The sequence below is a fragment of the Psychroflexus sediminis genome (assembly GCF_900099815.1).
Taxonomy (GTDB): Bacteria; Bacteroidota; Bacteroidia; order Flavobacteriales; family Flavobacteriaceae; genus Psychroflexus; species Psychroflexus sediminis.
The window spans coordinates 232,606-253,014 of the sequence record NZ_FNCW01000005.1; the positions used below are offsets into that span (position 1 = coordinate 232,606).

22 protein-coding genes are annotated in these 20,409 nt (G+C 38.4%); 6 read left to right on the top strand and 16 right to left on the bottom strand.

Annotated features, from left to right (window positions below):
• Positions 1-14 precede the first annotated feature (14 nt).
• A complete protein-coding gene (dnaB, locus tag BLP81_RS06795) occupies positions 15-1,559 on the top strand; it encodes a replicative DNA helicase (protein ID WP_093367501.1) in 1,545 nt (514 codons plus the stop codon).
• Positions 1,560-1,567: 8 nt separating this feature from the next.
• Positions 1,568-2,824, top strand: coding sequence for an asparagine synthetase B (locus tag BLP81_RS06800; protein ID WP_176752694.1), 1,257 nt, complete (start codon positions 1,568-1,570; stop codon positions 2,822-2,824).
• Positions 2,825-2,828: 4 nt separating this feature from the next.
• Here BLP81_RS06800 and lptB read toward each other — a convergent pair whose 3' ends face one another.
• From lptB to BLP81_RS06825, 5 genes are read right to left on the bottom strand one after another with little or no spacing between them, the layout of a single operon-like run.
• A complete protein-coding gene (lptB, locus tag BLP81_RS06805; protein WP_093367504.1) occupies positions 2,829-3,584 on the bottom strand; it encodes an LPS export ABC transporter ATP-binding protein in 756 nt (251 codons plus the stop codon).
• Positions 3,584-4,246 (bottom strand): hypothetical protein, encoded by a 663-nt coding sequence (locus BLP81_RS06810; protein WP_093367511.1) that lies wholly within the window; start codon positions 4,244-4,246, stop codon positions 3,584-3,586. The genes lptB and BLP81_RS06810 overlap by 1 nt, the downstream gene beginning before the upstream one ends.
• 15 nt (positions 4,247-4,261) lie before the next feature.
• On the bottom strand, positions 4,262-4,621 hold the full coding sequence (locus tag BLP81_RS06815) for a carboxymuconolactone decarboxylase family protein (RefSeq protein WP_093367514.1): 360 nt from the start codon (positions 4,619-4,621) through the stop codon (positions 4,262-4,264).
• 6 nt (positions 4,622-4,627) lie between these two features.
• Positions 4,628-5,467: a twin-arginine translocase subunit TatC gene (gene tatC / locus BLP81_RS06820; RefSeq protein WP_093367517.1), complete on the bottom strand. Its 840-nt coding sequence runs from the start codon at positions 5,465-5,467 to the stop codon at positions 4,628-4,630.
• A 1-nt stretch (position 5,468) separates the two neighbouring features.
• Positions 5,469-6,431: a KpsF/GutQ family sugar-phosphate isomerase gene (locus tag BLP81_RS06825; RefSeq protein ID WP_093367520.1), complete on the bottom strand. Its 963-nt coding sequence runs from the start codon at positions 6,429-6,431 to the stop codon at positions 5,469-5,471.
• Positions 6,432-6,520: 89 nt separating this feature from the next.
• Here BLP81_RS06825 and recQ point away from each other — a divergent pair, with 89 nt between their 5' ends.
• The gene (gene recQ / locus BLP81_RS06830) at positions 6,521-8,707 is read left to right on the top strand and encodes a DNA helicase RecQ (protein WP_093367523.1); all 2,187 of its coding nucleotides are present in this window, start codon (positions 6,521-6,523) and stop codon (positions 8,705-8,707) included.
• A 51-nt stretch (positions 8,708-8,758) separates the two neighbouring features.
• Here the strand turns inward: recQ and ctlX are convergent, their stop codons facing one another.
• From ctlX to BLP81_RS06850, 4 genes are all read right to left on the bottom strand, one after another.
• A complete protein-coding gene (gene ctlX / locus BLP81_RS06835; protein WP_093367526.1) occupies positions 8,759-9,694 on the bottom strand; it encodes a citrulline utilization hydrolase CtlX in 936 nt (311 codons plus the stop codon).
• Positions 9,695-9,816: 122 nt separating this feature from the next.
• Positions 9,817-10,728, bottom strand: coding sequence for a dimethylarginine dimethylaminohydrolase family protein (locus BLP81_RS06840; protein WP_093367528.1), 912 nt, complete (start codon positions 10,726-10,728; stop codon positions 9,817-9,819).
• 59 nt (positions 10,729-10,787) lie between these two features.
• Complete coding sequence (locus BLP81_RS06845; protein ID WP_093367531.1) at positions 10,788-11,471, bottom strand: peptidoglycan DD-metalloendopeptidase family protein; 684 nt, start codon at positions 11,469-11,471, stop codon at positions 10,788-10,790.
• Between the two features lie 79 nt (positions 11,472-11,550).
• Entirely contained in the window at positions 11,551-11,979 is a 429-nt protein-coding gene (locus tag BLP81_RS06850) for an organic hydroperoxide resistance protein (RefSeq protein ID WP_093367534.1), read from the bottom strand.
• 86 nt (positions 11,980-12,065) lie between these two features.
• Between BLP81_RS06850 and meaB the strand changes: the two genes are divergently transcribed.
• Complete coding sequence (gene meaB / locus BLP81_RS06855; RefSeq protein WP_093367537.1) at positions 12,066-13,148, top strand: methylmalonyl Co-A mutase-associated GTPase MeaB; 1,083 nt, start codon at positions 12,066-12,068, stop codon at positions 13,146-13,148.
• On the opposite strand, the gene BLP81_RS06860 is transcribed toward meaB, so the two are convergent.
• From BLP81_RS06860 to BLP81_RS06870, 3 genes are read right to left on the bottom strand one after another with little or no spacing between them, the layout of a single operon-like run.
• The gene (locus tag BLP81_RS06860; protein ID WP_093367540.1) at positions 13,145-13,726 is read right to left on the bottom strand and encodes a phosphatase PAP2 family protein; all 582 of its coding nucleotides are present in this window, start codon (positions 13,724-13,726) and stop codon (positions 13,145-13,147) included. The two genes, meaB and BLP81_RS06860, sit on opposite strands and share 4 nt — an antisense overlap.
• 7 nt (positions 13,727-13,733) lie before the next feature.
• Positions 13,734-13,958, bottom strand: a complete 225-nt coding sequence (locus BLP81_RS06865) for a hypothetical protein (protein ID WP_093367543.1) — start codon at positions 13,956-13,958, stop codon at positions 13,734-13,736.
• Positions 13,955-15,322: an MATE family efflux transporter gene (locus tag BLP81_RS06870; protein WP_093367642.1), complete on the bottom strand. Its 1,368-nt coding sequence runs from the start codon at positions 15,320-15,322 to the stop codon at positions 13,955-13,957. Before BLP81_RS06870 ends, BLP81_RS06865 begins: the two co-directional genes overlap by 4 nt.
• Before the next feature lie 180 nt (positions 15,323-15,502).
• Between BLP81_RS06870 and BLP81_RS06875 the strand changes: the two genes are divergently transcribed.
• A complete protein-coding gene (locus tag BLP81_RS06875; protein ID WP_093367545.1) occupies positions 15,503-16,108 on the top strand; it encodes a hypothetical protein in 606 nt (201 codons plus the stop codon).
• Here the strand turns inward: BLP81_RS06875 and BLP81_RS06880 are convergent.
• The 3 genes from BLP81_RS06880 to BLP81_RS06890 all read right to left on the bottom strand — a co-directional run bounded on the left by BLP81_RS06880 (position 16,101) and on the right by BLP81_RS06890 (position 19,214).
• Positions 16,101-17,273, bottom strand: a complete 1,173-nt coding sequence (locus tag BLP81_RS06880) for a sigma-54-dependent transcriptional regulator (protein ID WP_093367548.1) — start codon at positions 17,271-17,273, stop codon at positions 16,101-16,103. The two genes, BLP81_RS06875 and BLP81_RS06880, sit on opposite strands and share 8 nt — an antisense overlap.
• Before the next feature lie 210 nt (positions 17,274-17,483).
• On the bottom strand, positions 17,484-18,605 hold the full coding sequence (gene dnaJ, locus BLP81_RS06885) for a molecular chaperone DnaJ (protein WP_093367551.1): 1,122 nt from the start codon (positions 18,603-18,605) through the stop codon (positions 17,484-17,486).
• Positions 18,606-18,611: 6 nt separating this feature from the next.
• A complete protein-coding gene (locus BLP81_RS06890) occupies positions 18,612-19,214 on the bottom strand; it encodes a nucleotide exchange factor GrpE (protein WP_093367555.1) in 603 nt (200 codons plus the stop codon).
• Between the two features lie 121 nt (positions 19,215-19,335).
• Between BLP81_RS06890 and BLP81_RS06895 the strand changes: the two genes are divergently transcribed.
• Positions 19,336-20,010 (top strand): YceI family protein, encoded by a 675-nt coding sequence (locus BLP81_RS06895; protein ID WP_093367645.1) that lies wholly within the window; start codon positions 19,336-19,338, stop codon positions 20,008-20,010.
• A 79-nt stretch (positions 20,011-20,089) separates the two neighbouring features.
• Here the strand turns inward: BLP81_RS06895 and BLP81_RS06900 are convergent, their stop codons facing one another.
• Positions 20,090-20,407: a DUF3467 domain-containing protein gene (locus tag BLP81_RS06900; protein ID WP_093367558.1), complete on the bottom strand. Its 318-nt coding sequence runs from the start codon at positions 20,405-20,407 to the stop codon at positions 20,090-20,092.
• Positions 20,408-20,409: the final 2 nt, after the last annotated feature.

The window sequence follows — 20,409 nt, forward strand, 5'->3', positions numbered from 1 at the left end:
TATACATTCGTAGAATGGAAAACGCGACTCAATCTTCATATAAAAATTCGCCTAAGAGCGAAGTTATCAGCCTTCAAAAAGGAAAAATACCACCACAAGCCATTGATTTGGAAGAGGTTATACTCGGAGCGATGATGATCGACAAAAAAGGAGTTGATGAAGTTATCGACATTCTTCATCCGGATGTCTTTTATAAAGAAGCTCATAAAAATATTTATGAAGCAATCATTTTGCTTTTTGAAAAAGGGGATCCGATCGACTTATTAACGGTTTCCACAGAATTAAAGAAATCCAAAAAATTGCAAGCCTCTGGAGGTGAATACTATCTGATTCAATTGACTCAAAAAGTTTCCTCTTCAGCTCATATTGAATACCATTCTCGTATTGTTCTCCAGAAATACATCCAACGCTGCTTGATCAAAATCTCCAATGAAATCATTGAGGAATCTTACGATGAAAGTGCAGACGTCTTCGACCTTTTGGATCATGCAGAATCCAAACTTTATGAAGTTACCCAAGGAAATATAAAGCGATCTTCTGAAACTGCTCAAAACCTGGTGATGCAAGCCAAAAAGCGTATTGAAGAAATTTCAAACAAAGAAGGTTTAAGCGGCGTGCCTTCTGGCTTTACAGATTTGGATAAATTAACCTCAGGCTGGCAACCTAGTGATTTGGTCATTATTGCCGCCCGTCCTGGGATGGGTAAGACCGCACTTACACTAACTATGGCAAGAAATATCGCTGTAGGCCAAAACATTCCTGTGGCTTTCTTTTCACTGGAGATGTCTTCGGTACAATTGATAACACGACTTATTTCTTCTGAAACTGGATTGAGCTCAGAAAAACTGAGAACCGGAAATCTCGAACCACACGAATGGGAGCAACTAAACGTGAAAGTAAAATCACTAGAGCAGGCTCCCTTATTTATAGACGACACCCCCTCACTTTCAATTTTTGACTTACGAGCAAAAGCCAGACGACTTTCTTCTCAGCATGGTATAAAACTCATCGTTGTGGATTATTTACAACTGATGACTGGAGGCGGATCTCAGAAAGGCGGAAACAGAGAACAGGAGATTTCGAGTATTTCCAGAAATCTTAAAGCCTTAGCAAAAGAATTGAATATTCCTGTACTAGCGCTTTCACAACTTTCTAGAGCGGTGGAAACTCGCGGAGGAAGTAAAAGGCCACTACTAAGTGATCTGAGAGAATCCGGAGCTATTGAACAGGATGCCGATATTGTCTCTTTCATTTATAGACCGGAATATTACGATATTGATGAGTGGGATGACGATGCACAAACCCCTACTCAGGGTCAAGCTGAATTTATCATTGCTAAACACAGAAATGGAGGCTTGGATAATATTCGTCTGAAATTCATAGGCCATCTTGGTAAGTTTGAGAATCTGGACAATTTTGATTCGCCTTTTGAAATCAATTCCAGCATGAATTCAGGAAAATCTGATTCACCTTCATTCCCAAGTGCTGAAGATGTTTTTGGATCGACACCTCCAAACCAGAACTTTGGACGTGAAGATGATGATGAAGTTCCTTTTTAAACTTAAAGATGAGAATTCTGATATTTGTAGCCCTTATACTGACAGGCTGGAATGGACATTCCAATTTCATTCTAATCCCTATGGATTTTGAGACTCAGGACAACCATTTAAAAGCCTATGGAATTTCTTACTGGCTTCTGGAAAAAGACCAGAAGGTGCAGTGGTTGCTCAATTACAGAGGAGGTTCATTTCTTTCTCCTTTTTCTGAAGAACTTCAACGAGAATGTACCATTCGAGGCGTGTCTTTTGAAGTCATATCCGATTCTAAATCAGAAGAAATCTTAAGGACAATCAACAGTCCATCGCAAAATATGGAGGCTGTTTTACTGGAAAAAGCACCGAAGATTGCGGTGTATTCCCCTCAGGGAAATGCACCCTGGGATGATGCGGTGACTATGGTTTTGGAATTTGCTGAAATCCCTTACAAAACGATATACGATAAGGAAGTGCTTAATGGAGAATTGCTGCTTTATGACTGGCTTCACCTTCATCATGAAGATTTTACGGGACAATACGGCAAATTTTACAGTGCCTATAGATCCGCGCCCTGGTACATCCAGGAAAAAAAAGAAGCTAAAGCCCTTGCCCGTTCATTAGGCTTCGAGAAAGTATCCGAGGAAAAACTGGCGGTAGCCAAAAAAATAAACGATTATGTGATTGGAGGAGGTTTTATGTTTGCCATGTGCAGTGCTACAGACTCTTTCGATATCGCTTTATCTGCTGATGGAGTTGATATCTGTGAACCTATGTTTGATGGGGATGCCTCCGACCCGGGATATCAAAACAAACTTGACTATTCCAAGACCATGGCATTTACGGATTTTATTCTGGAGAAAAATCCTCTGGTTTATGAATATTCATCCATCGACATGACACAGAAAAGAACTGTTCCAAAATCTCAAGATTATTTCACATTGATGGATTACTCAGCAAAATGGGATCCTATTCCGACCATGCTATGCCAAAACCACACGGCGGTGGTTAAAGGTTTTATGGGGCAAACCACTGCGTTTAACCCCGATCAAATCAAATCTAATGTTCTGGTCATGGGGAAAAATAAGCTAAATGAAGAAGCCCGATATATACATGGTATAAAAGGAAAAGGATTTTTCACTTTTTATGGCGGACACGATCCTGAAGACTATCAGCATCGAGTGGGAGACCCTAAGACTGAACTGGAATTGCATCCAAAATCACCTGGCTACAGGCTTATTCTTAACAACATCTTATTTCCAGCTGCAGAAAAAAAGAAACAAAAAACTTAAGCGATTATTTGAATATTTTTTTCTTACGCAGTTCGAAGTTTTGACCTAGATACACTTTCCTCACCATTTCATCATTAGCTAAGTCTTCGGGTTCGCCGTGTTTTAGAATCCCACCTTCAAACATAAGATAGGTTCTGTCTGTGATAGCCAGCGTTTCTTGAACATTGTGATCGGTAATCAAGATTCCGATATTTTTATCTTTAAGTTGAGCGACAATTTTTTGAATATCCTCAACGGCTACAGGGTCTACTCCGGCGAAAGGCTCATCCAGCAAAATGAATTTTGGATCTGTAGCCAGAGCGCGGGCAATCTCAGTTCGACGCCTCTCCCCACCAGAGAGCAGATCTCCTCTGTTAGTTCTGATATGATTCAGGCCAAACTCACTGATAAGGGCTTCCATTTTTTCTTCCCGCTCATCTTTATTCAAATCGGTGAGTTCAAGAACACTCATAATGTTATCTTCAATACTCAATTTTCTGAAAATAGAGGCTTCCTGGGCTAGATAACCAATACCATTTTGAGCTCTTTTGTACATAGGATATTTGGTGATATTGGTTTCATCCAAAAATATATGACCTCCATTTGGTTTTATCAAGCCCACAATCATATAAAATGAGGTTGTTTTCCCGGCGCCATTAGGGCCTAAAAGCCCTACGATTTCCCCCTGGGTAACTTCTACACTGATGCCTTTTACAACTTTTTTGCTCTTATAGGATTTAACTAGATTCTCTGCTCTTAAAGTTGCTTGATTTGTGCTCATTAATCTATTTTTCTTGACGATTTTATTCCAAAGATAATCATCTCAACAACACCGATGAGTATAATTGAGTATGCTAACAGTTCGATACTCTCTTCAGAAGCATCTTTTACAGGCCTCATAAAATCTCTAAGCGGTATAATTTTCTCTCCATTCTCCTCTACAACATACTTATCATGCGTCCCTCTTAATAAGTCTATCCACATCAGTTTTCGGCCATAAAGCCTGGAGAAAACATGTAAAATGATGAGTCCTGAAAACAAAAAAGCAAAGCCATAGGTTTTTGAAATCGACGTAATTTCTAAAATCAGCCGTTTCCAATTTCTTATAATCATAATGACTAAAAGCACTAATATGATCAGTGCGATGACTTGCCACGCCTTATCAAAAAGCCGCGTATTAAGCCAAAAATCAAATTCCCTGACGAGGTGAATCCCTAAGAATCCTCCCAAAGCTAAATTGAAAATTTTAAAATTTTTAGCTTTGGAACTAAATCCAATCAACAGTAAAGAACCAATCAATAAAAGGATTTCCTGTGTGATTTCGATTAAGGAGTCCTCTTTAACTTCACCTTCGGCAAAATCAAACTGTATGACCAGAGACATGATAAACATAAGACCTGCGTAAGCGAAGAGTCTTATAAATAATGGGATTAAAGATTTCATAGCGCTTATTTAAAATTACTCTGTTTTACCAAACTTGTTTTCTAGGGCTTCCCAGTATTCAAAAGCTCTTCTCAGGTGAGGAATTACAATGGTTCCTCCTACTAGCGTTCCGATGCTTAAGGCTTCTACAACCTGGTCTCTTTGAAGACCTTCTTTATAAGAAGACTCCAAGTGATATTTCACACAGTCATCACATCTTAAAACCAGTGAAGACACCAGGCCCAATAGCTCTTTGGTTTTTACATCCAAGGCACCTTCTGTGAAAGAATTGGTATCCAAGTTGAATATGCGTTTTAAAACTTTATTGTTTTCACTTAAAATTTTACCGTTCATTCTAGCTCTATAAGCCTCAAATTCATCTACTAAATCAATCATAATTATTTATTTATTTTTTTGCTTTTCTTTTTTGCGTTGCTTTCTCACAACAAATCTGGATATAAAAATACTCACTTCATACAAAACCAAAACCGGAATAGCTACAATTACCTGACTGGCGATATCGGGTGGAGTAATTAATGCAGAAATTATTAAAATAAAAACCAGTGCATACTTTCTGTTTTTCCTCAAAAATTCTGGCGTGACCAGACCTACTTTGGTAAGGAAATAAATAATAACAGGCAATTCAAAAATAAGTCCACTGGCAATTACTGAAGCTCTGACCAGCCCTATATAACTACTCAAGTCAAAGTCATTAAAAACGACTTCACTTACTGTATAACTGCCTAAAAAATTAACTGATAATGGAGTGATGACGTAATAGCCAAATAAAACCCCAAGGAAAAACAAAAAGGAAGTCACAAAGATGAAACCTCTGGCAGATTTCTTTTCGGTAGATTGGAGTCCTGGCGCTATAAATGCCCAAAATTGATAGATCACATAAGGAAAGGCAAGTATAAAGCCCGCGGTGATGGAGGTCCAGATATGAGCACTAAACTGCCCTGCCATAGTTCTGCTTTGAATTCTAAAGGGAAGTTCGTCAAAACAGAAACTTTCCTGCATATTAAAAAACTCAGATATTCTGCAAAGTAAATCGTAGGTATAAAAATCAGCTCGTTTTGGTCCAAATATAACCACATCAAAAATGAAAGATTTCATTGCAAAGGCTATCGCACCTCCTACTAATATAGCCAAAGTTGCCCGCAACAAATGCCATCTTAAATCTTCAAGATGGTCTAAAAAAGACATATCATCAGGGTTCTTTTTAGTCTTGGATTTTGCCATACTATATAATACCTTCTTTTACAAGATTATGAAGGTGAACGACACCAGCATATTTTCCAGAATCTAAAGCTATAAGTTGAGTAATATCGTTTTTTTCTAAAAGTTCTAAGGCATCAATCGCCATCGCAGAGTTACTTATAGTCTTGGGATTTCTGGACATGATGTCTTCAGCCTTGAGTTTGGTAAAGTCCTCTGTAGAACTCAGCATTCGTCTGAGATCACCATCAGTAATAATCCCAACCACCTTATCCTGGTCTAGAACTGCCGTAACTCCAAGCATATTTTTGGAAATTTCAACGATAACGTCTTTAAGTGGTGTATTTAATGTAACCTGGGGCTTCATGTTTTGAGAGGTAATATTACTTACTCTCAGATAAAGCGTTTTACCTAAAGCACCTCCAGGATGGAATTTTGCAAAATCATCACTGGAAAAGCCTCTTAATTTCAATAAACAAACTGCTAAAGCGTCTCCCATAACCAATTGAGCGGTTGTACTTGTGGTTGGAGCCAAATTATTTGGACAGGCTTCTTTCTCCACGAAAGAATTTAAAACAAAATCGGCTTGCTGACCCAAAAAGGATTCCTTATTCCCTGTGATAGCGATCAATGTATTTTTGAAATTCTTTATGAGTGGTGCCAATACTTTTATTTCAGGAGTGTTTCCACTTTTGGAAATACAAATCACAATATCGTCTTCAAGAATAGTTCCCAGATCTCCATGTATAGCATCAGCAGCATGCATGAAAATTGCTGGAGTTCCTGTAGAATTCAGAGTAGCTACAATCTTACTTGCAATAATAGCACTTTTGCCAATTCCCGTTAGAATTACACGGCCTTTAGACTGAAAAATAGCATGCACTGCATCAGAAAAAGACTTGTCAATTAGGCTCTCTAGATTTGCTATTGCTTTGGCTTCAATTCGAATGATATCCCTAGCATAAGATTGTATTGCTACATCTTCCATAAATTATTATATTTAAATACTGTACGCCTTTAAAGAATGCGTATATTTAATTTTGCAAAGGTAAATAAAAGTAAATAGTAATAATTCAATTGGAACAAATCAATTTACATCACGAATTAAAAAAATACTTTGGTTTTAGCGAATTCAAAGGATTACAAGAAAGGGTCATAAAAAGCATCATTGCTAACGAAGACACATTTGTCATCATGCCCACAGGCGGAGGAAAATCCTTGTGCTATCAACTTCCAGCTCTGATAAAGGAAGGCACCGCTATCGTTGTTTCTCCACTTATTGCGCTGATGAAAAATCAAGTGGATGCCATAAGAAATATTTCAGAACACGAAGGTGTAGCTCACGTTTTAAACTCCTCCCTGAATAAAACTCAGGTCAAGCAAGTCAAGGAGGATATATCAAATGGAATCACAAAATTGCTTTACGTAGCGCCAGAATCCCTCACAAAACCTGAGTATATAGATTTTCTAAAAGATGAGAATATTTCTTTTTTAGCGATAGATGAGGCGCATTGTATTTCAGAATGGGGACATGATTTCAGACCCGAATATAGAAATCTTAAAAATATCATTGAGCGTATAGGTGACGATATTCCTATCATTGGACTTACAGCTACGGCTACGCCCAAAGTCCAGGAGGATATTCTCAAAAATTTGAGAATCCCTAATGCAAATACATTCAAAGCCTCTTTTAACAGACCTAATTTGTATTACGAGATTCGTCCTAAAACTGAAGAGGTAGATTCTGATATTATAAAATTTGTCAAAAAAAATTCCGGCAAAAGTGGTATCATTTATTGCCTAAGCAGAAAGCGAGTGCAACAACTTTCTCAAACCCTTCAAGTTAACGGAATTAAAGCAGTTCCTTACCACGCTGGCTTAGACGCTAAAACAAGAAGTAAACATCAGGACATGTTTTTGATGGAGGATATTGATGTTGTTGTGGCCACCATTGCCTTTGGGATGGGAATTGATAAACCCGATGTTCGGTTTGTGATTCATAATGACATTCCTAAAAGCATTGAAAGCTATTACCAAGAAACGGGAAGAGCAGGAAGGGATGGTGGCGAAGGACATTGCATCGCCTACTACAACCATAAAGATATTGAAAAGCTTGAAAAATTTATGAGCGGTAAACCTATCGCTGAACAGGAAATTGGTCATGCTCTCTTACAAGATGTAGTCGCTTTTGCTGAAAGCTCAATTTCTAGAAGAAAGTATATCCTCCACTATTTCGGTGAAGAGTTCGATACTGAAACTGGTGAAGGCGGTGATATGGATGATAACGTACGTTATCCTAAAACTAAAAAAGAAGCAAAAGAGGACGTTCAACTTATCCTTAGAGCAGTGAAGGAAACCGGACAGCTTTTCAAGTCCAAAGAAATTGTACATACCCTTACTGGCAAAACCAATGTGCTTATTAAATCGAACAAGGTTGAAAGCCTTGATATTTTTGGTGCCGGAAAAGATAAGCCTGCAAGCTACTGGACCGCTCTATTAAGACAGGTCATCATCTCAGGTCTCCTTAAAAAAGAGCTGGAGTCCTACGGTGTTGTCAAGATACTTCCCAAAGGGGAAGAGTTTTTGAAAAATCCATCTTCTTTCATGATGACCGAGGATAATGATTTCAGTCAGTCAACTTCAAGCAGTTCAACTCCTCAACCTTCACGGGGAACCGATGAAAAGCTATTGAAAATGCTTAAGGATTTGCGCAAGAAAATTGCCAAAAGAAAAGAAGTGCCGCCATTTGTGGTTTTTCAGGATCCATCTTTAGAGGACATGGCTTTAAAATACCCCATAAGCACGGAAGAACTTGTCAATATTCATGGTGTTGGCGAAGGAAAAGCCAAGAAATTTGGAAAAGAATTCATTTCTCTTATTCAGGATTACGTAGAAGAAAATGATATTCTAAGACCCGATGATCTCGTCGTAAAAAGCACGGGGGCAAATAGTGCCAATAAGCTTTACATCATACAAAACGTGGATAGAAAGCTACCCCTTTCAGATATTGCACAGGGTAAAGGTTTCGAAATGAAAGATTTTATCAAAGAAATGGAGGCCATTGTTTACAGTGGAACCAAACTCAATATCAATTACTGGCTGGACGATATCCTGGATGAAGAGCAACAGGAAGAAATTCACGACTACTTTTTAGAGGCTAAAACAGACAGTATAAATGAGGCGATAGATGAATTCGATGGCGATTACGACGAAGAAGAATTGCGGCTTTATCGAATAAAATTTATCAGTGAAGAAGCGAATTAAGCAAAAAGCCATCTGCCTGAGGCAGATGGCTTTTTTTTCTCTCATCCATTTTTATTGAATCGCCTTAGGGATAAAAACTTCGGCAAGCATACATCTAGCACTGCCCCCGCCATGGGTTTCGATAGTTGAAAGATCACTGCTCAAAATTTTACAATGCTTTTCTATCGATTGAATCTGCTTGTCGGTCAAAGCCTCATGAGCCGCTTGACTCATAACTAAAAACTTTTCGGATGCGCCCTGAACCTGAAGCATATTTCCTGCAAAATTATTCATTTGTTCCTCAGAAATCGTAATGATTTCTTTACCGTCCTGAGTGAGGCTGTCTGCCACAAGTTTCAATTCCTTTTTATCATCTATGGTGTCAAGGCAAATCACAGCGAATTCTTCTGCGATACACATCATCACATTGGTATGATAAATAGGTAAACGCTTTCCGTCGTGACTCTGGAAAGCATTAAAAATTATGGGTGTATATTCAAAATCCTCACAGAATTCTATGATCAAATCTTCATCAGCCCGAGGAGATAAGGCGCAGTAAGCTTTTCTGTTTTCTCTATCCAAAATCAAACTTCCCGTACCCTCTAAGAAGATGTTTTCTAATTCTGCCGAGGTATAGTCCACGAAATTTCTGATAAATCGGCCTTCGGATTCTATCTTTTCAAAAAGATCTTCCCGGCGTTCTTTACGTCTGTTTTTAGCAAACATTGGATACAAAGCCACATCTCCATTTTCATGAAATGAAACCCAATTATTAGGAAAGATAGAGTCTGGTGTATCCTGGCTGGCAATATCATCTATGACAATAACATGAACTCCAACGGCTTTAAGTTTATCTGCAAAAGCATCGAATTCTGCTTGCGCTTTCTTATTTACTGTTTCCTGAAGATCTTCGGTAGATCTTTGGAAATAGTTATTCACAGCTGTTTCTTCATTCATTCTGAAATTAACTGGACGAATCATCACTAAAGTATCTGTAATCTGTTTCATGGGTTTATTTTTTTGAGGGTCACATCCGCCTGAATGATACAGTCGGGCAGGTGTCGACTTTCATGGTTAAAATAATCATTAGACTGTGTGCTTAAGGCTTATTTTAATCATGTCTGTTTCATTTATTCTCTTATCAAAGGCAATGTAGAGCATCTCAGCAATCCTTCTTGTTTTGCAATTTCTCTGTAATTGACAGTTTCTACCTGAATCCCTTTGGATCTCAACCAGTCATTCAAACGTGTAAAATGCACATCGGAAATGACAAGGCTTTCAGAAATAGAAAAAATATTGCTGTTCATATCAAACATCTCCTGGGAATCGATTTCCAGTACATTCTCTTTTCCAAAAAGGCTCACTAACCACTCGTATTCTTCTTCTTCCAAAAATCCGTTTCTGTGGATTATCGCATACTTGTCACCAACCGGCTGAAAGCAACAATCCAAATGAAGCGCATTGGCTTTAGGGTCTGTATTAGATTTTCTGAGATTAAAAGACTTTACAGTTTTATGTGGAAACAAGCGCTGCAGTTCTTCCACAGCTTCTACGTTGGTTCTTGCTGTAATATAATCTGCGTAATCTTCTCCCCTGTAAGTTCCAACCAAAATAAAATCGCCATACGGCATAACATCTCCTCCTTCTACGTGACAGTTGTCCGGGAGTTTTATTTTTTTGTCGGGATCGATTGTCTCCAGGACGAAATCGATGGCCTTGATTTCTTTTTCTCTATCGGGTAAGATATTGGCACGTATAAATTTATCTTCGATTACAAAACCGATATCTCTGGAGAAAATCTGATTGTAATTTTCGATAATTCTAGGTCTCAAGACCTCAACATTATGCTTTTTTAAAATAGAAGCAACCTCTTCCAACTCCTCAATCATATCTGATTCTTCAGGATAAGTCCCTTCTTTGATATGCTTGATGGATTTGGGATCGTAAGCCTCTTCAAGTTTTGGCTGTGGGCCATTAGAATTGGCGACGCCTAAAATCACAGATTTTAGCTTAGACGTCTCGTTGTTAATATGTAGTTTCAAGTCTTTTTAATTTTTTTGCAAATATACTCAAAATCAAAGGCTTTAACTAATGTTGAATTTTAAGTTTTAAAATTGAGTAATAGATTCGGATCCGGGCAGTTAGCCCTGTAAAAATCTAAATCAGTTTCAGAAGAAACTCCCGGGTAATCACCTATATAATCGCCCACATCAAAAATAAGTTGAAAATGTAAATGCGGGGCATAATTACCATTGACTTGGTTTGTTCCTAAATATCCAACCGGATGTTTCAAGGAAATCTCCTCACCAATTTTATGAATGCGTAAAGTCTCTCTAGAGAGATGACCATAGAGAGAATACAATTTGAAATCACCGATATCATGCTCAAGAATTAAGGTTGGTCCATAATCTCCAAAATTCAAGTTATCCTTTTGGCTGTGAATTTTACCAGGCAACGGACTGTAAACTGGAGCTCCGGCGTCTACCCACACATCTAAACCAAGGTGAATATTTCTTTTATGTGAACGCGAACTCTCGCCAAAATAAGAACTTCTATCGTAAAGACTTCTTTTTTCCAGATAACCGCCATAAGCTGCTTTACCCCCTTTGGATTTGAGATAATCAGCCAAATAGTCTTGCAGAGCAAATTCAGTGGATAAATCCAGATTGAGTTCTGAGGTTTTTTTATCAGACAGGTCTAAGGAAACATAAGCCGCTTCAGAATAAGAAGGGCCAAGTATGGAAAAAAACGAGGGGTTAAAGTGATCTTTTATCAGATTCAGCATAAAAATGAGGCCTTATGTTCTTAACTAATAAAACCCCAACTTAGATCGGGGTTTTTAAAAATTTTATTTAATCCAAAACTTATTCGTCTCTCAAAACATTGAGCGTAACATCTATATTATCTCGAGTTGCTCTGGAAAAAGGACAAATTTCATGAGCTTCATTTACCAAAGTTTCAGCTGTTTCAATATCACTTACACCTGGCATGTAGGAGTCTAAAACTGCTGAAAGCAGTAGGTTTCCGTCATCTTCTTTATGGATACTGATATGCGCTGTGACGCTATAATCTCCCAGGTCAACTTTGTGTTGCTGGGCAACTAAATTTAGGGCGCCTCCAAAACAGGCAGAATAAGCAGAACCAAAAAGCTGCTCTGGATTCACACCATCGCCACCGTCGCCACCAAGACCTTTAGGCATACTTAAGGGCATATCTATTGGACCATCTTCAGTTTTGACATGGCCTTTTCGACCTCCTGTAGTAGTAGCTTTAGCTGTATAGAGTGTTTTCATAATTATATTTTTAATTCCATCGAATATACTAAGTCCAAGAGCTTAGTGAAAGAATGAATTCATAAATTTGTACTAAATGTAAATTTATGTCTTCGTCCAAAAACAAGAAATCTGCTCTGCAAGAAACCAAGAGTGACCCTGGTTTAAATCTAAGTCAATCTTCAGCAGAAAAAATAAAGGCTTTACGACGGAAATCTAAAGATATTCAAAAGCTAACCCAGGGTATTTTGAATGGCAACAAAACAGATCTGAGCCAGGCGATTACACTCATAGAAAGTCAAAGCAAAAGGCATACTGAAGATATCAAAACCGTAATTTCCACCTGCCTACCCTACTCCAATAAGTCACTGAGAATTGGTATAACCGGTGTCCCCGGCGTTGGCAAAAGTACATTTATAGAGCAGTTGGGCCTGCTCTTGGTTAACCAGGGCCATAAAGTGGCGGTATTGGCAGTGGACCCCTCTAGCTCGGTAACCAGAGGCAGTATCCTCGGGGACAAAACGCGCATGGAAAAACTGGTTCAACATCCACAGGCGTATATCCGGCCAACGGCGTCTGGAGAATCCTTGGGTGGAGTAGCGAGAAAAACACGAGAAAGTATTTTGCTTTGCGAAGCGGCTGGATTTGATATTCTTTTAATAGAGACGGTAGGCGTGGGACAGAGTGAAACGGCTGTACATAGCATGACAGACTTCTTTTTGCTTTTAAAACTCGCGGGTGCAGGGGATGAATTACAGGGTATAAAACGTGGGATTATTGAAATGGCAGATGCCATTGTCATCAATAAGGCAGATGGTGAAAACATACAAGCTGCCAAAAAAGCTAAAGTTGAATTCAACCGAGCTTTACATATGTATCCCTCAAAATCTAACGGCTGGACCCCTAAAGTGAAACTTGCCAGCGCTTTAAAAAACGAGGGAATTGAAAACACCTGGAACATGCTTTCTGATTATTTCACCAAAGTGAAATCCAATGGATTTTTTAAAGAAAAAAGAAGTAGCCAAAACAAATTTTGGCTCACCCAAACCATCGAAGATTCATTAAAAAAAGAGTTTTATCAAAACGAAAATATCAAAGCTGAATTTCCTGAAGTTCTAGAAAAAATTCACAGTCAGGAGTTAAGCCCTTTTGAGGCAGCTGACTATTTACTGAATAAGGCTAAATCTTAAGACTTTTGCTTAAAATCATTATTGAACTTACCCATCAAATAGTGATGGAATTTGAAAAATAAAAACCCCGTTACGATACCCATCAAAGCACCTGTTATAATATCTCCGGGATAATGTACTCCGACATAAATCCGGCTATACGTAACCAGTATGGCCCATGCAAACATCCAGTAAAATACATTTTTGTAATAGGGCTTAAGAACACTGGAGATCAGAGTAGCTACAGCAAATGAGCTGATAGCATGGCCAGAGAAATAGCCATACTTTCCGCAACGTTTCGCGAGATATCTCCCATATTCTATAAAAGCTTCATTGCAGGGCCTTAATCGTTCAAAAGAGTCTTTGAAAAAATTGGCTAACTGATCTGTGAATGTAATCATTAAAGCCACTACCAACATGGTAATCACGAGACCCCGTAACTTTATTTTTTTATAAATTAAAATGAGAAGAATTAAATAGAGAGGATATGATACTTCTTTTTCGGTAATCATTACCCAAAACCAGTCCCATTCTTTGGTGCCAAGATTATTGAGAAAAAGAAATAATTCCCTGTCTAACTCCTGAAGTTGTTCTAGCATAGTTTATTTATTGGTATCGATCGACTTCTCTATCGTAAAATTCCGAAGCTTCTTTGATTAAATTATTGGTTTCTTCAACCAGTTCTTCTTCATTTTCAACATCGAAATCCTCAAACCACTCGATGTCATCGGTTTTCAAATCGATGATAAATCTCGGGAATTCCGTATGAATTATGAATATGGATTCTGGATAATCCGTATTGTCACCCAGTATAAATCTTGGTAATTTCATGATGATGTTAGTTTTGTTTCCCCAAAAGTATGAATTTGTTTTTTGGAGAGCATATTAAATCTGATATACAACATAATGGCTGAAGCTGAAAGTCCAGAAAGCAAACCTAACCATATTCCTGTGCTCCCCAAAACGTCGGCTTGTCCAGTAAGATAAGAAACAGGAAAACCTATAAGCCAATAAGCTATAAAACATATGACCGTTGGAACCTTCACGTCCTGGAGTCCTCTTAAGGCCCCAAGGATAGCGACTTGTAAACCATCGCTTAATTGAAAAAGGGCTGCTATAATCAAGAGCTGAGAAGCCAGCATAATCACCTCCGCATCATCTATATATAGGGTAGGTAAAAATCCTTTCAAAAGAATAAATCCAAGGGCAAAAACACCTTCGATCAAAAACACCTGTAAAAAAATTGAAAAGGCTACATCTCTCAAAGTCTTAAACTGACGTTTGCCTTTTTGATTGGACACCCTTATCGTGGCAGTTACTCCAAGCCCTACGGCAATCATAAATGTCATAGAGGCCAGGTTCAAAGCGATCTGGTTGGCAGCCTGTGCTTTGGTTCCTAAAGTTCCAGCCAGCAGAACCGTAGCCGTAAAAATACCTCCTTCAAACAGCATTTGTAAGGCTGTAGGAAAACCCAGGTTCAGGAGCCTTCTGAAAATAGCTTTGTCCAGAGATTTTTTCATCAATACAAAATAGGTTTCTAATTTCGGTCTTTTGCTCAAGATCAAATACAGCATAACCAGCATAAAGACTCTTGATACCAGCGTTCCTATGGCAGCACCTTCCAATTCGAGCCGAGGAAAAAACCAAATGCCATATATCAGAAAATAATTGAAAATAATATTCACAACATTGGCCAGAAGCGTAGCGTACATCGCATATTTAGTCAAAGACAGTCCGTCAGCAAATTGCTTAAAGCCTTGAAAAATCATAAGCGGAATAAGCGAAAAGGCAACGATATCGAGATAAGGCAATGCCAGGTCGACCACGTCTTCTGGCTGGTCAAGATGATATAAAATAGGTTTTACCAATAGAAGTAATAGGAATAAAACGATGCCACTGACCGTACACATCACAAGACCATGTTGAAAATATCTGCGTCCCTTTTTAGCATCGCCTTCACCATCGGCTTCCGCAATAAGTGGAGTGATGGCAAAACTGAATCCTATCCCTAAAAAAAGAGCAAAAAAGATTAGTGTATTTCCAAGAGAAACTGCTGCCAGAGGAGCTGCACCTAATTTGCCTATCATCAGATTATCGACAAAGCCCACGAGAACATGGCCCAACTGGCCCAACATTATTGGAAGAGCAAGGCTAAAGTTTTTGGAAAATTCCCTGGTGTAAGTCGATAAAGTCAAAAGCTGCTTTTTTGGAGGCAAAAGTACACTTTGAGAATAGAATATAGAATCGTCACTAAAAATTTAATCAAAACTAAAAGCTAAATTATAACGACTTAAAACCTGGTATAAGCCAAGATTTAATTCTCAAGAAGTTGAATTTACTTTATATTTGGAAATTAATTCTGAAAATACAGCCACTTGAAAAAAGATTTTGACAAGGAAGAAATCATTCAACATGTATCCACATTGTTGCAAGAGATTCCTACATCGATGGAAATCGTAAAAGATGATTCTAAAAAGCAACAAAGATTTCTTTATTTAGCCAGACATATGGTGGAAAAAGCCATCAAAAAGGATGCGCTTTTGGTTTCAGATGACGGAAGAGGTATTGCTATTTTCTTTAAAATGGATGGCCAGGGCGATAGTTTCTGGTCGGAATTAATTCAAGATCTTAAACTGGCAATCCATGTTACCGGGCTTAAAAAAGGCCTTAAGGCTCTAAAATCTCAAAAGTTTGTAAAACAGCAACGGCCTAGCGAAGGTGAATTTTTGTATTGCTGGTTTTGGGGTATATTACCGGATGCCAGAGGAAATACCAGCGACAAGACCCCTTACAAAATGAAAGATGAGATGTATCGCATTGCCAAAGCCATGCAACTTCCTATTTACGCAGAAACCCGTATCAGAAAAGTAAGCATAGCTTACAGAAGGTATGGTTTTGAAGTGCTTAAAGAATGGAAACATCCCAGTGGTGACACCATGTATTTTTTAAGATACACCCCGCCAAAAACCGATTCTAATTAGTCTTTATCTGCACAAAGCTTTTTACATCGTCCTTAGTAATCTGTTGATCACCTAAGATGATAAGCCGTTCTACGACATTTCTCAGTTCTCTAATATTACCAGTCCACTTGTGCTTTTCCATTAATGAGATGGCCTCAGGATCGAATACCTTGGGTTTGGTTCCTTGTTCTTCTGCAATTTTTTCTGTGAAATGCTGAATAAGTTCAGGAATATCTGCTCGCCTGTCTTTAAGAGCGGGAACATGAATAATGATGACTGCTAATCTGTGGTATAAATCCTCACGGAATTTTTTCGCATCGATTTCTTCCTTTAGTTTTTTATTGGTAGCAGCAATAACCCTTACATCAACTTTAATATCTTTATCGCTACCTACGCGTTGAACTCTGTTTTCCTGCAGGGCTCTTAAAACTTTTGCCTGTGCTGAGAGGCTCATGTCTCCTATTTCATCAAGAAAAATAGTACCACCATTGGCAGCTTCAAATTTTCCCGCCCTGTCTTTATTGGCAGAGGTGAAAGCTCCTTTAACGTGACCAAACAATTCACTTTCGATCAGTTCTGAAGGAATAGCAGCACAATTCACTTCTATAAAAGGACCTTTATTTCTGTCGCTTTTTTCATGCAGCCAGTGCGCAACGAGCTCCTTACCTGTGCCATTTTCTCCGGTTATCAAAACTCTGGCCTCTGTAGGAGCCACTTTATCGATCATTGATTTGATCTGATCGAGTTCCTCGGACTTTCCAACCATTTCAAATTGCCTGGAGACTTTCTTTTTCAGCTGTTTGTTTTCCTGGGCAAGCTGGGTATGGTCTAAGGCAATTCGCACCGTGTTTAATAATCGATTAAGGTCCGGTGGCTTAGAAATATAATCGAAAGCTCCCATTCTCATCGTTTCAACCGCAGTTTCAAGATCACCATGACCTGAAATCATAATGACAGGAAGCTCAGGCTTAAGTTTTTGGCAGGCAGACAATACCTCTAAACCATCCATTTTGGGCATCTTTATGTCACAGAGTACCAGATCATAAGTGTTTTTCTTAATCATATCTACTCCTTTCAAGCCATCCTCAGCTTCATCTATGACATAATTATTCTCTTCTTCTGATAAAATTTTCTTGAGCACTCGTCTTATCGCATCTTCATCTTCAATAATGAGTAGTGTTGGCATAAATAATTATTTTGAATTAAATATAAGTTATATAGGAAGTTAAATGGAGTCTAAGGAGTAGTTTTTAGAATATTTTATAGACTCGGGGCGATCTCAAAACAAAAAACCCACCCTGCTTTAAGCAGGGTGGGAAAAAAAATTGCTATGAAAAAAGAAAAAACACCGCTAAGAAAGCGGTGTTCAAATATATATAATATTATGTTAACTCAATTAAGAAAACATGTCTTTTACTTTTTCAAAAAAGGATTTATCTGAAGTATTGGGATTAGGCTCAAAATTGGAGTCATCTACATTGGATTCAAAAAACTCTTTTTGTTCCTTAGATAAAGTTTGAGGGGTCCATACATTGATATGAACCAATAAGTCACCTATTCCATAACCATTGAGATTGGGCAGACCTTTGTTTCTTAGCCTTAATATTTTGCCGCCTTGCACACCTGGTTCCACCTTAATTCTAACTTTACCATTAACCGTCTGGATTTCTTTGCTCGCTCCTAATGCAGCTTCAGGGTAGCTGATATAAAGATCATAATGCAGATTTTCTCCATCACGCTGTAAACTTTCGTGTTCTTTTACTTCTATAAGAACGATTAAATCCCCAGGAACTCCATCTCCTACAGGCTCGTTGCCTTTACCGGAAACTTTCAACTGCATACCGTCTTCTACCCCGGCTGGAATCTTTATGGAAACTGTTTCTTCTGTCACCTTTAAGCCGTGAGCATCTGTGCCTTGACCTTTTTTATCTATGATTTGACCAGACCCTCCACAAGCTGTGCAGGGGGAAGCGGTTTGCATTCTACCCAAAATTGTATTGGTCACTCGGGTAACCTGACCCGATCCTTTACAGGTTGGGCATGTTTTAAAAGTGGTGTCTGAAGGTTTTTTCTTACGGGAAACTTTAACTTTTTTCTCTACCCCTTTAGAGACTTCTTCCAAAGTTAAACTCACTCGTATTCTTAAGTTGCCGCCTTTGGCTCTTTGTCTTCCACCAAAGCCTCCTCCGAAGCCGGAGAATCCTTGATTTCCGCCAAAGCCTCCTCCAAAAATATCACCAAACTGACTAAAGATATCATCCATGTTCATACCTCCGCCACCGAAGCCTTGAGAGCCGTCGAAAGCACTATGACCAAATTGATCATATTTTTGCCTTTTCTCTTCATTGCCTAGAACTTCATAGGCCTCTGCAGCTTTCTTGAATTTGTTTTCAGCTTCAGTGTCATTCGGGTTCTTATCGGGATGGTATTTGATGGCCATCTTTCGATAGGCCTTTTTAATATCAGCCTGAGAAGCACCTTTGGATAAACCTAATATGTCGTAATAATCTTCTTTCATAATTTATTATTTACCAGTAACTACTTTTGGATAACGTATAATTTTATCTCCCAGAGTATATCCTTTCTCTAAAACATCTATAATTTTCCCTTTCATGTCTTCGCTAGGAGCTTGAATTTGAGTTATGGCTTCATGCAGTTCGGAATCGAAAACATCTCCTGCCTTGACAGGCATGACTTCCAGACCTTTATTCTTAAGCGTTTCCCTTAGCTTATTGCTTATCAGTTTGATCCCTTCAACAAGGGAATCATCAGATGATTTTTCAACTTCAAGCATAGCTCTGTCAAAATCATCAAGAACAGGAAGCATAGATTGCATGACGTCCTGACTTGCTGTTTTAAACAACTCTATACGTTCTTTGGATGTTCGTCTTTTATAATTTTCAAACTCCGCAAATAGTCTCAAATATTTATCGTCTTTCGCATCGAGTTCCTGCTGAAGCTGCTCTTCCCGAGATAAGTCTTGGTCTGCAGCTTCAGTAGTATCATTTTCATGATCCTCAGTGGAAGATGAATTTTCTTCCTGTGCTTTAGAAGTTTCCGATTGATCTTCGTTAGCATGAACTTCAGCTTGTTCTTTATCCTCTGGTGTTATATTTTTTTCACTCATGTCTTAGTATTTTCATTACAATTGGCAAATGTGCTGCCAATTCTGCTTTAGTGCCATAATGACATATTGCATTTTTGGAATGTTTTTAGATATGATTTCTGTGAAAACAAATAAACATAAAATGAAAAAAAAAGTTATTAATTCCATCTTGGTTTTGTCATTGGTAGCATCTGCGATGAGCTGTAAAAGTGATAAAAAAACAGAAACCTCCGAAGTCGAAGAAACAACAGAAACTTCAGACATGGCAACAGCCTACAATATAGATGTAGAGCAGTCTAAAATCAATTGGCTGGGTTCTAAACCTACGGGACAGCATAATGGCATAGTTTCCTTATCTGGAGGTGAGTTACTGGTTTCGGATGCTGAACTCGTTGGTGGTGAAGTCATCATTGACATGACAAGTATTGAAGTTCAGGATCTCGAAGGTCAGGACAAAAAGGATTTGGAAAATCATTTGATGGGCTATTCTAATGGAAAAGAAGATCATTTCTTCAATGCCACCAAATATCCTGAAGCAAAATTTGAAATTACAGGAGTAGAAACCCTGGAGGGTCAAACCATGCTATCTGGAAATTTAACTTTAAAAGAAACTACAAAAAACATCACTTTCCCGGTTATAGTTTCGATGAACGAGGCAGATGCTTCCTTGGTCTTAACCTCAGATGAAATTGTCCTGGACCGAACTGAATGGGGAATCGAATTTATGTCAAAATCATTTGTAGAGAATCTTGGAGACAACTTTATAAATGACGAGATAAAAATCGCATTTGATTTAAAAGGCTTTAAAGCAGAATAACCGCTAAGTCTTATAAACAAGAAAATCCCTCAAATTAAGTTTTGAGGGATTTTTTTATATTCAGACTTAAAGAAGACGATTAAGCTTCTCCTGTAGGTCCGCCAAAATTCAATGGAATATTGGTTTTTTCTTGTTCTTTAATTGAACCCTGACTTTTCTCAAAACGATTGATATTATCATTTAATGCTCTCAGCAAACGCTTGGCGTGTTGTGGAGTAAGGATAATTCTCGATCTCACTTTGTTCTTTGGAGATCCGGGCATGATGTTCACAAAATCCAAAACAAACTCTGTTTGTGAATGATTGATGATCGCCAGGTTGCTATAAACCCCCTGTGCGACATCATCATCTATCTGGATATTGAGCTTTTGCTGCTTTTTATCGTCCTGATCACTCATAG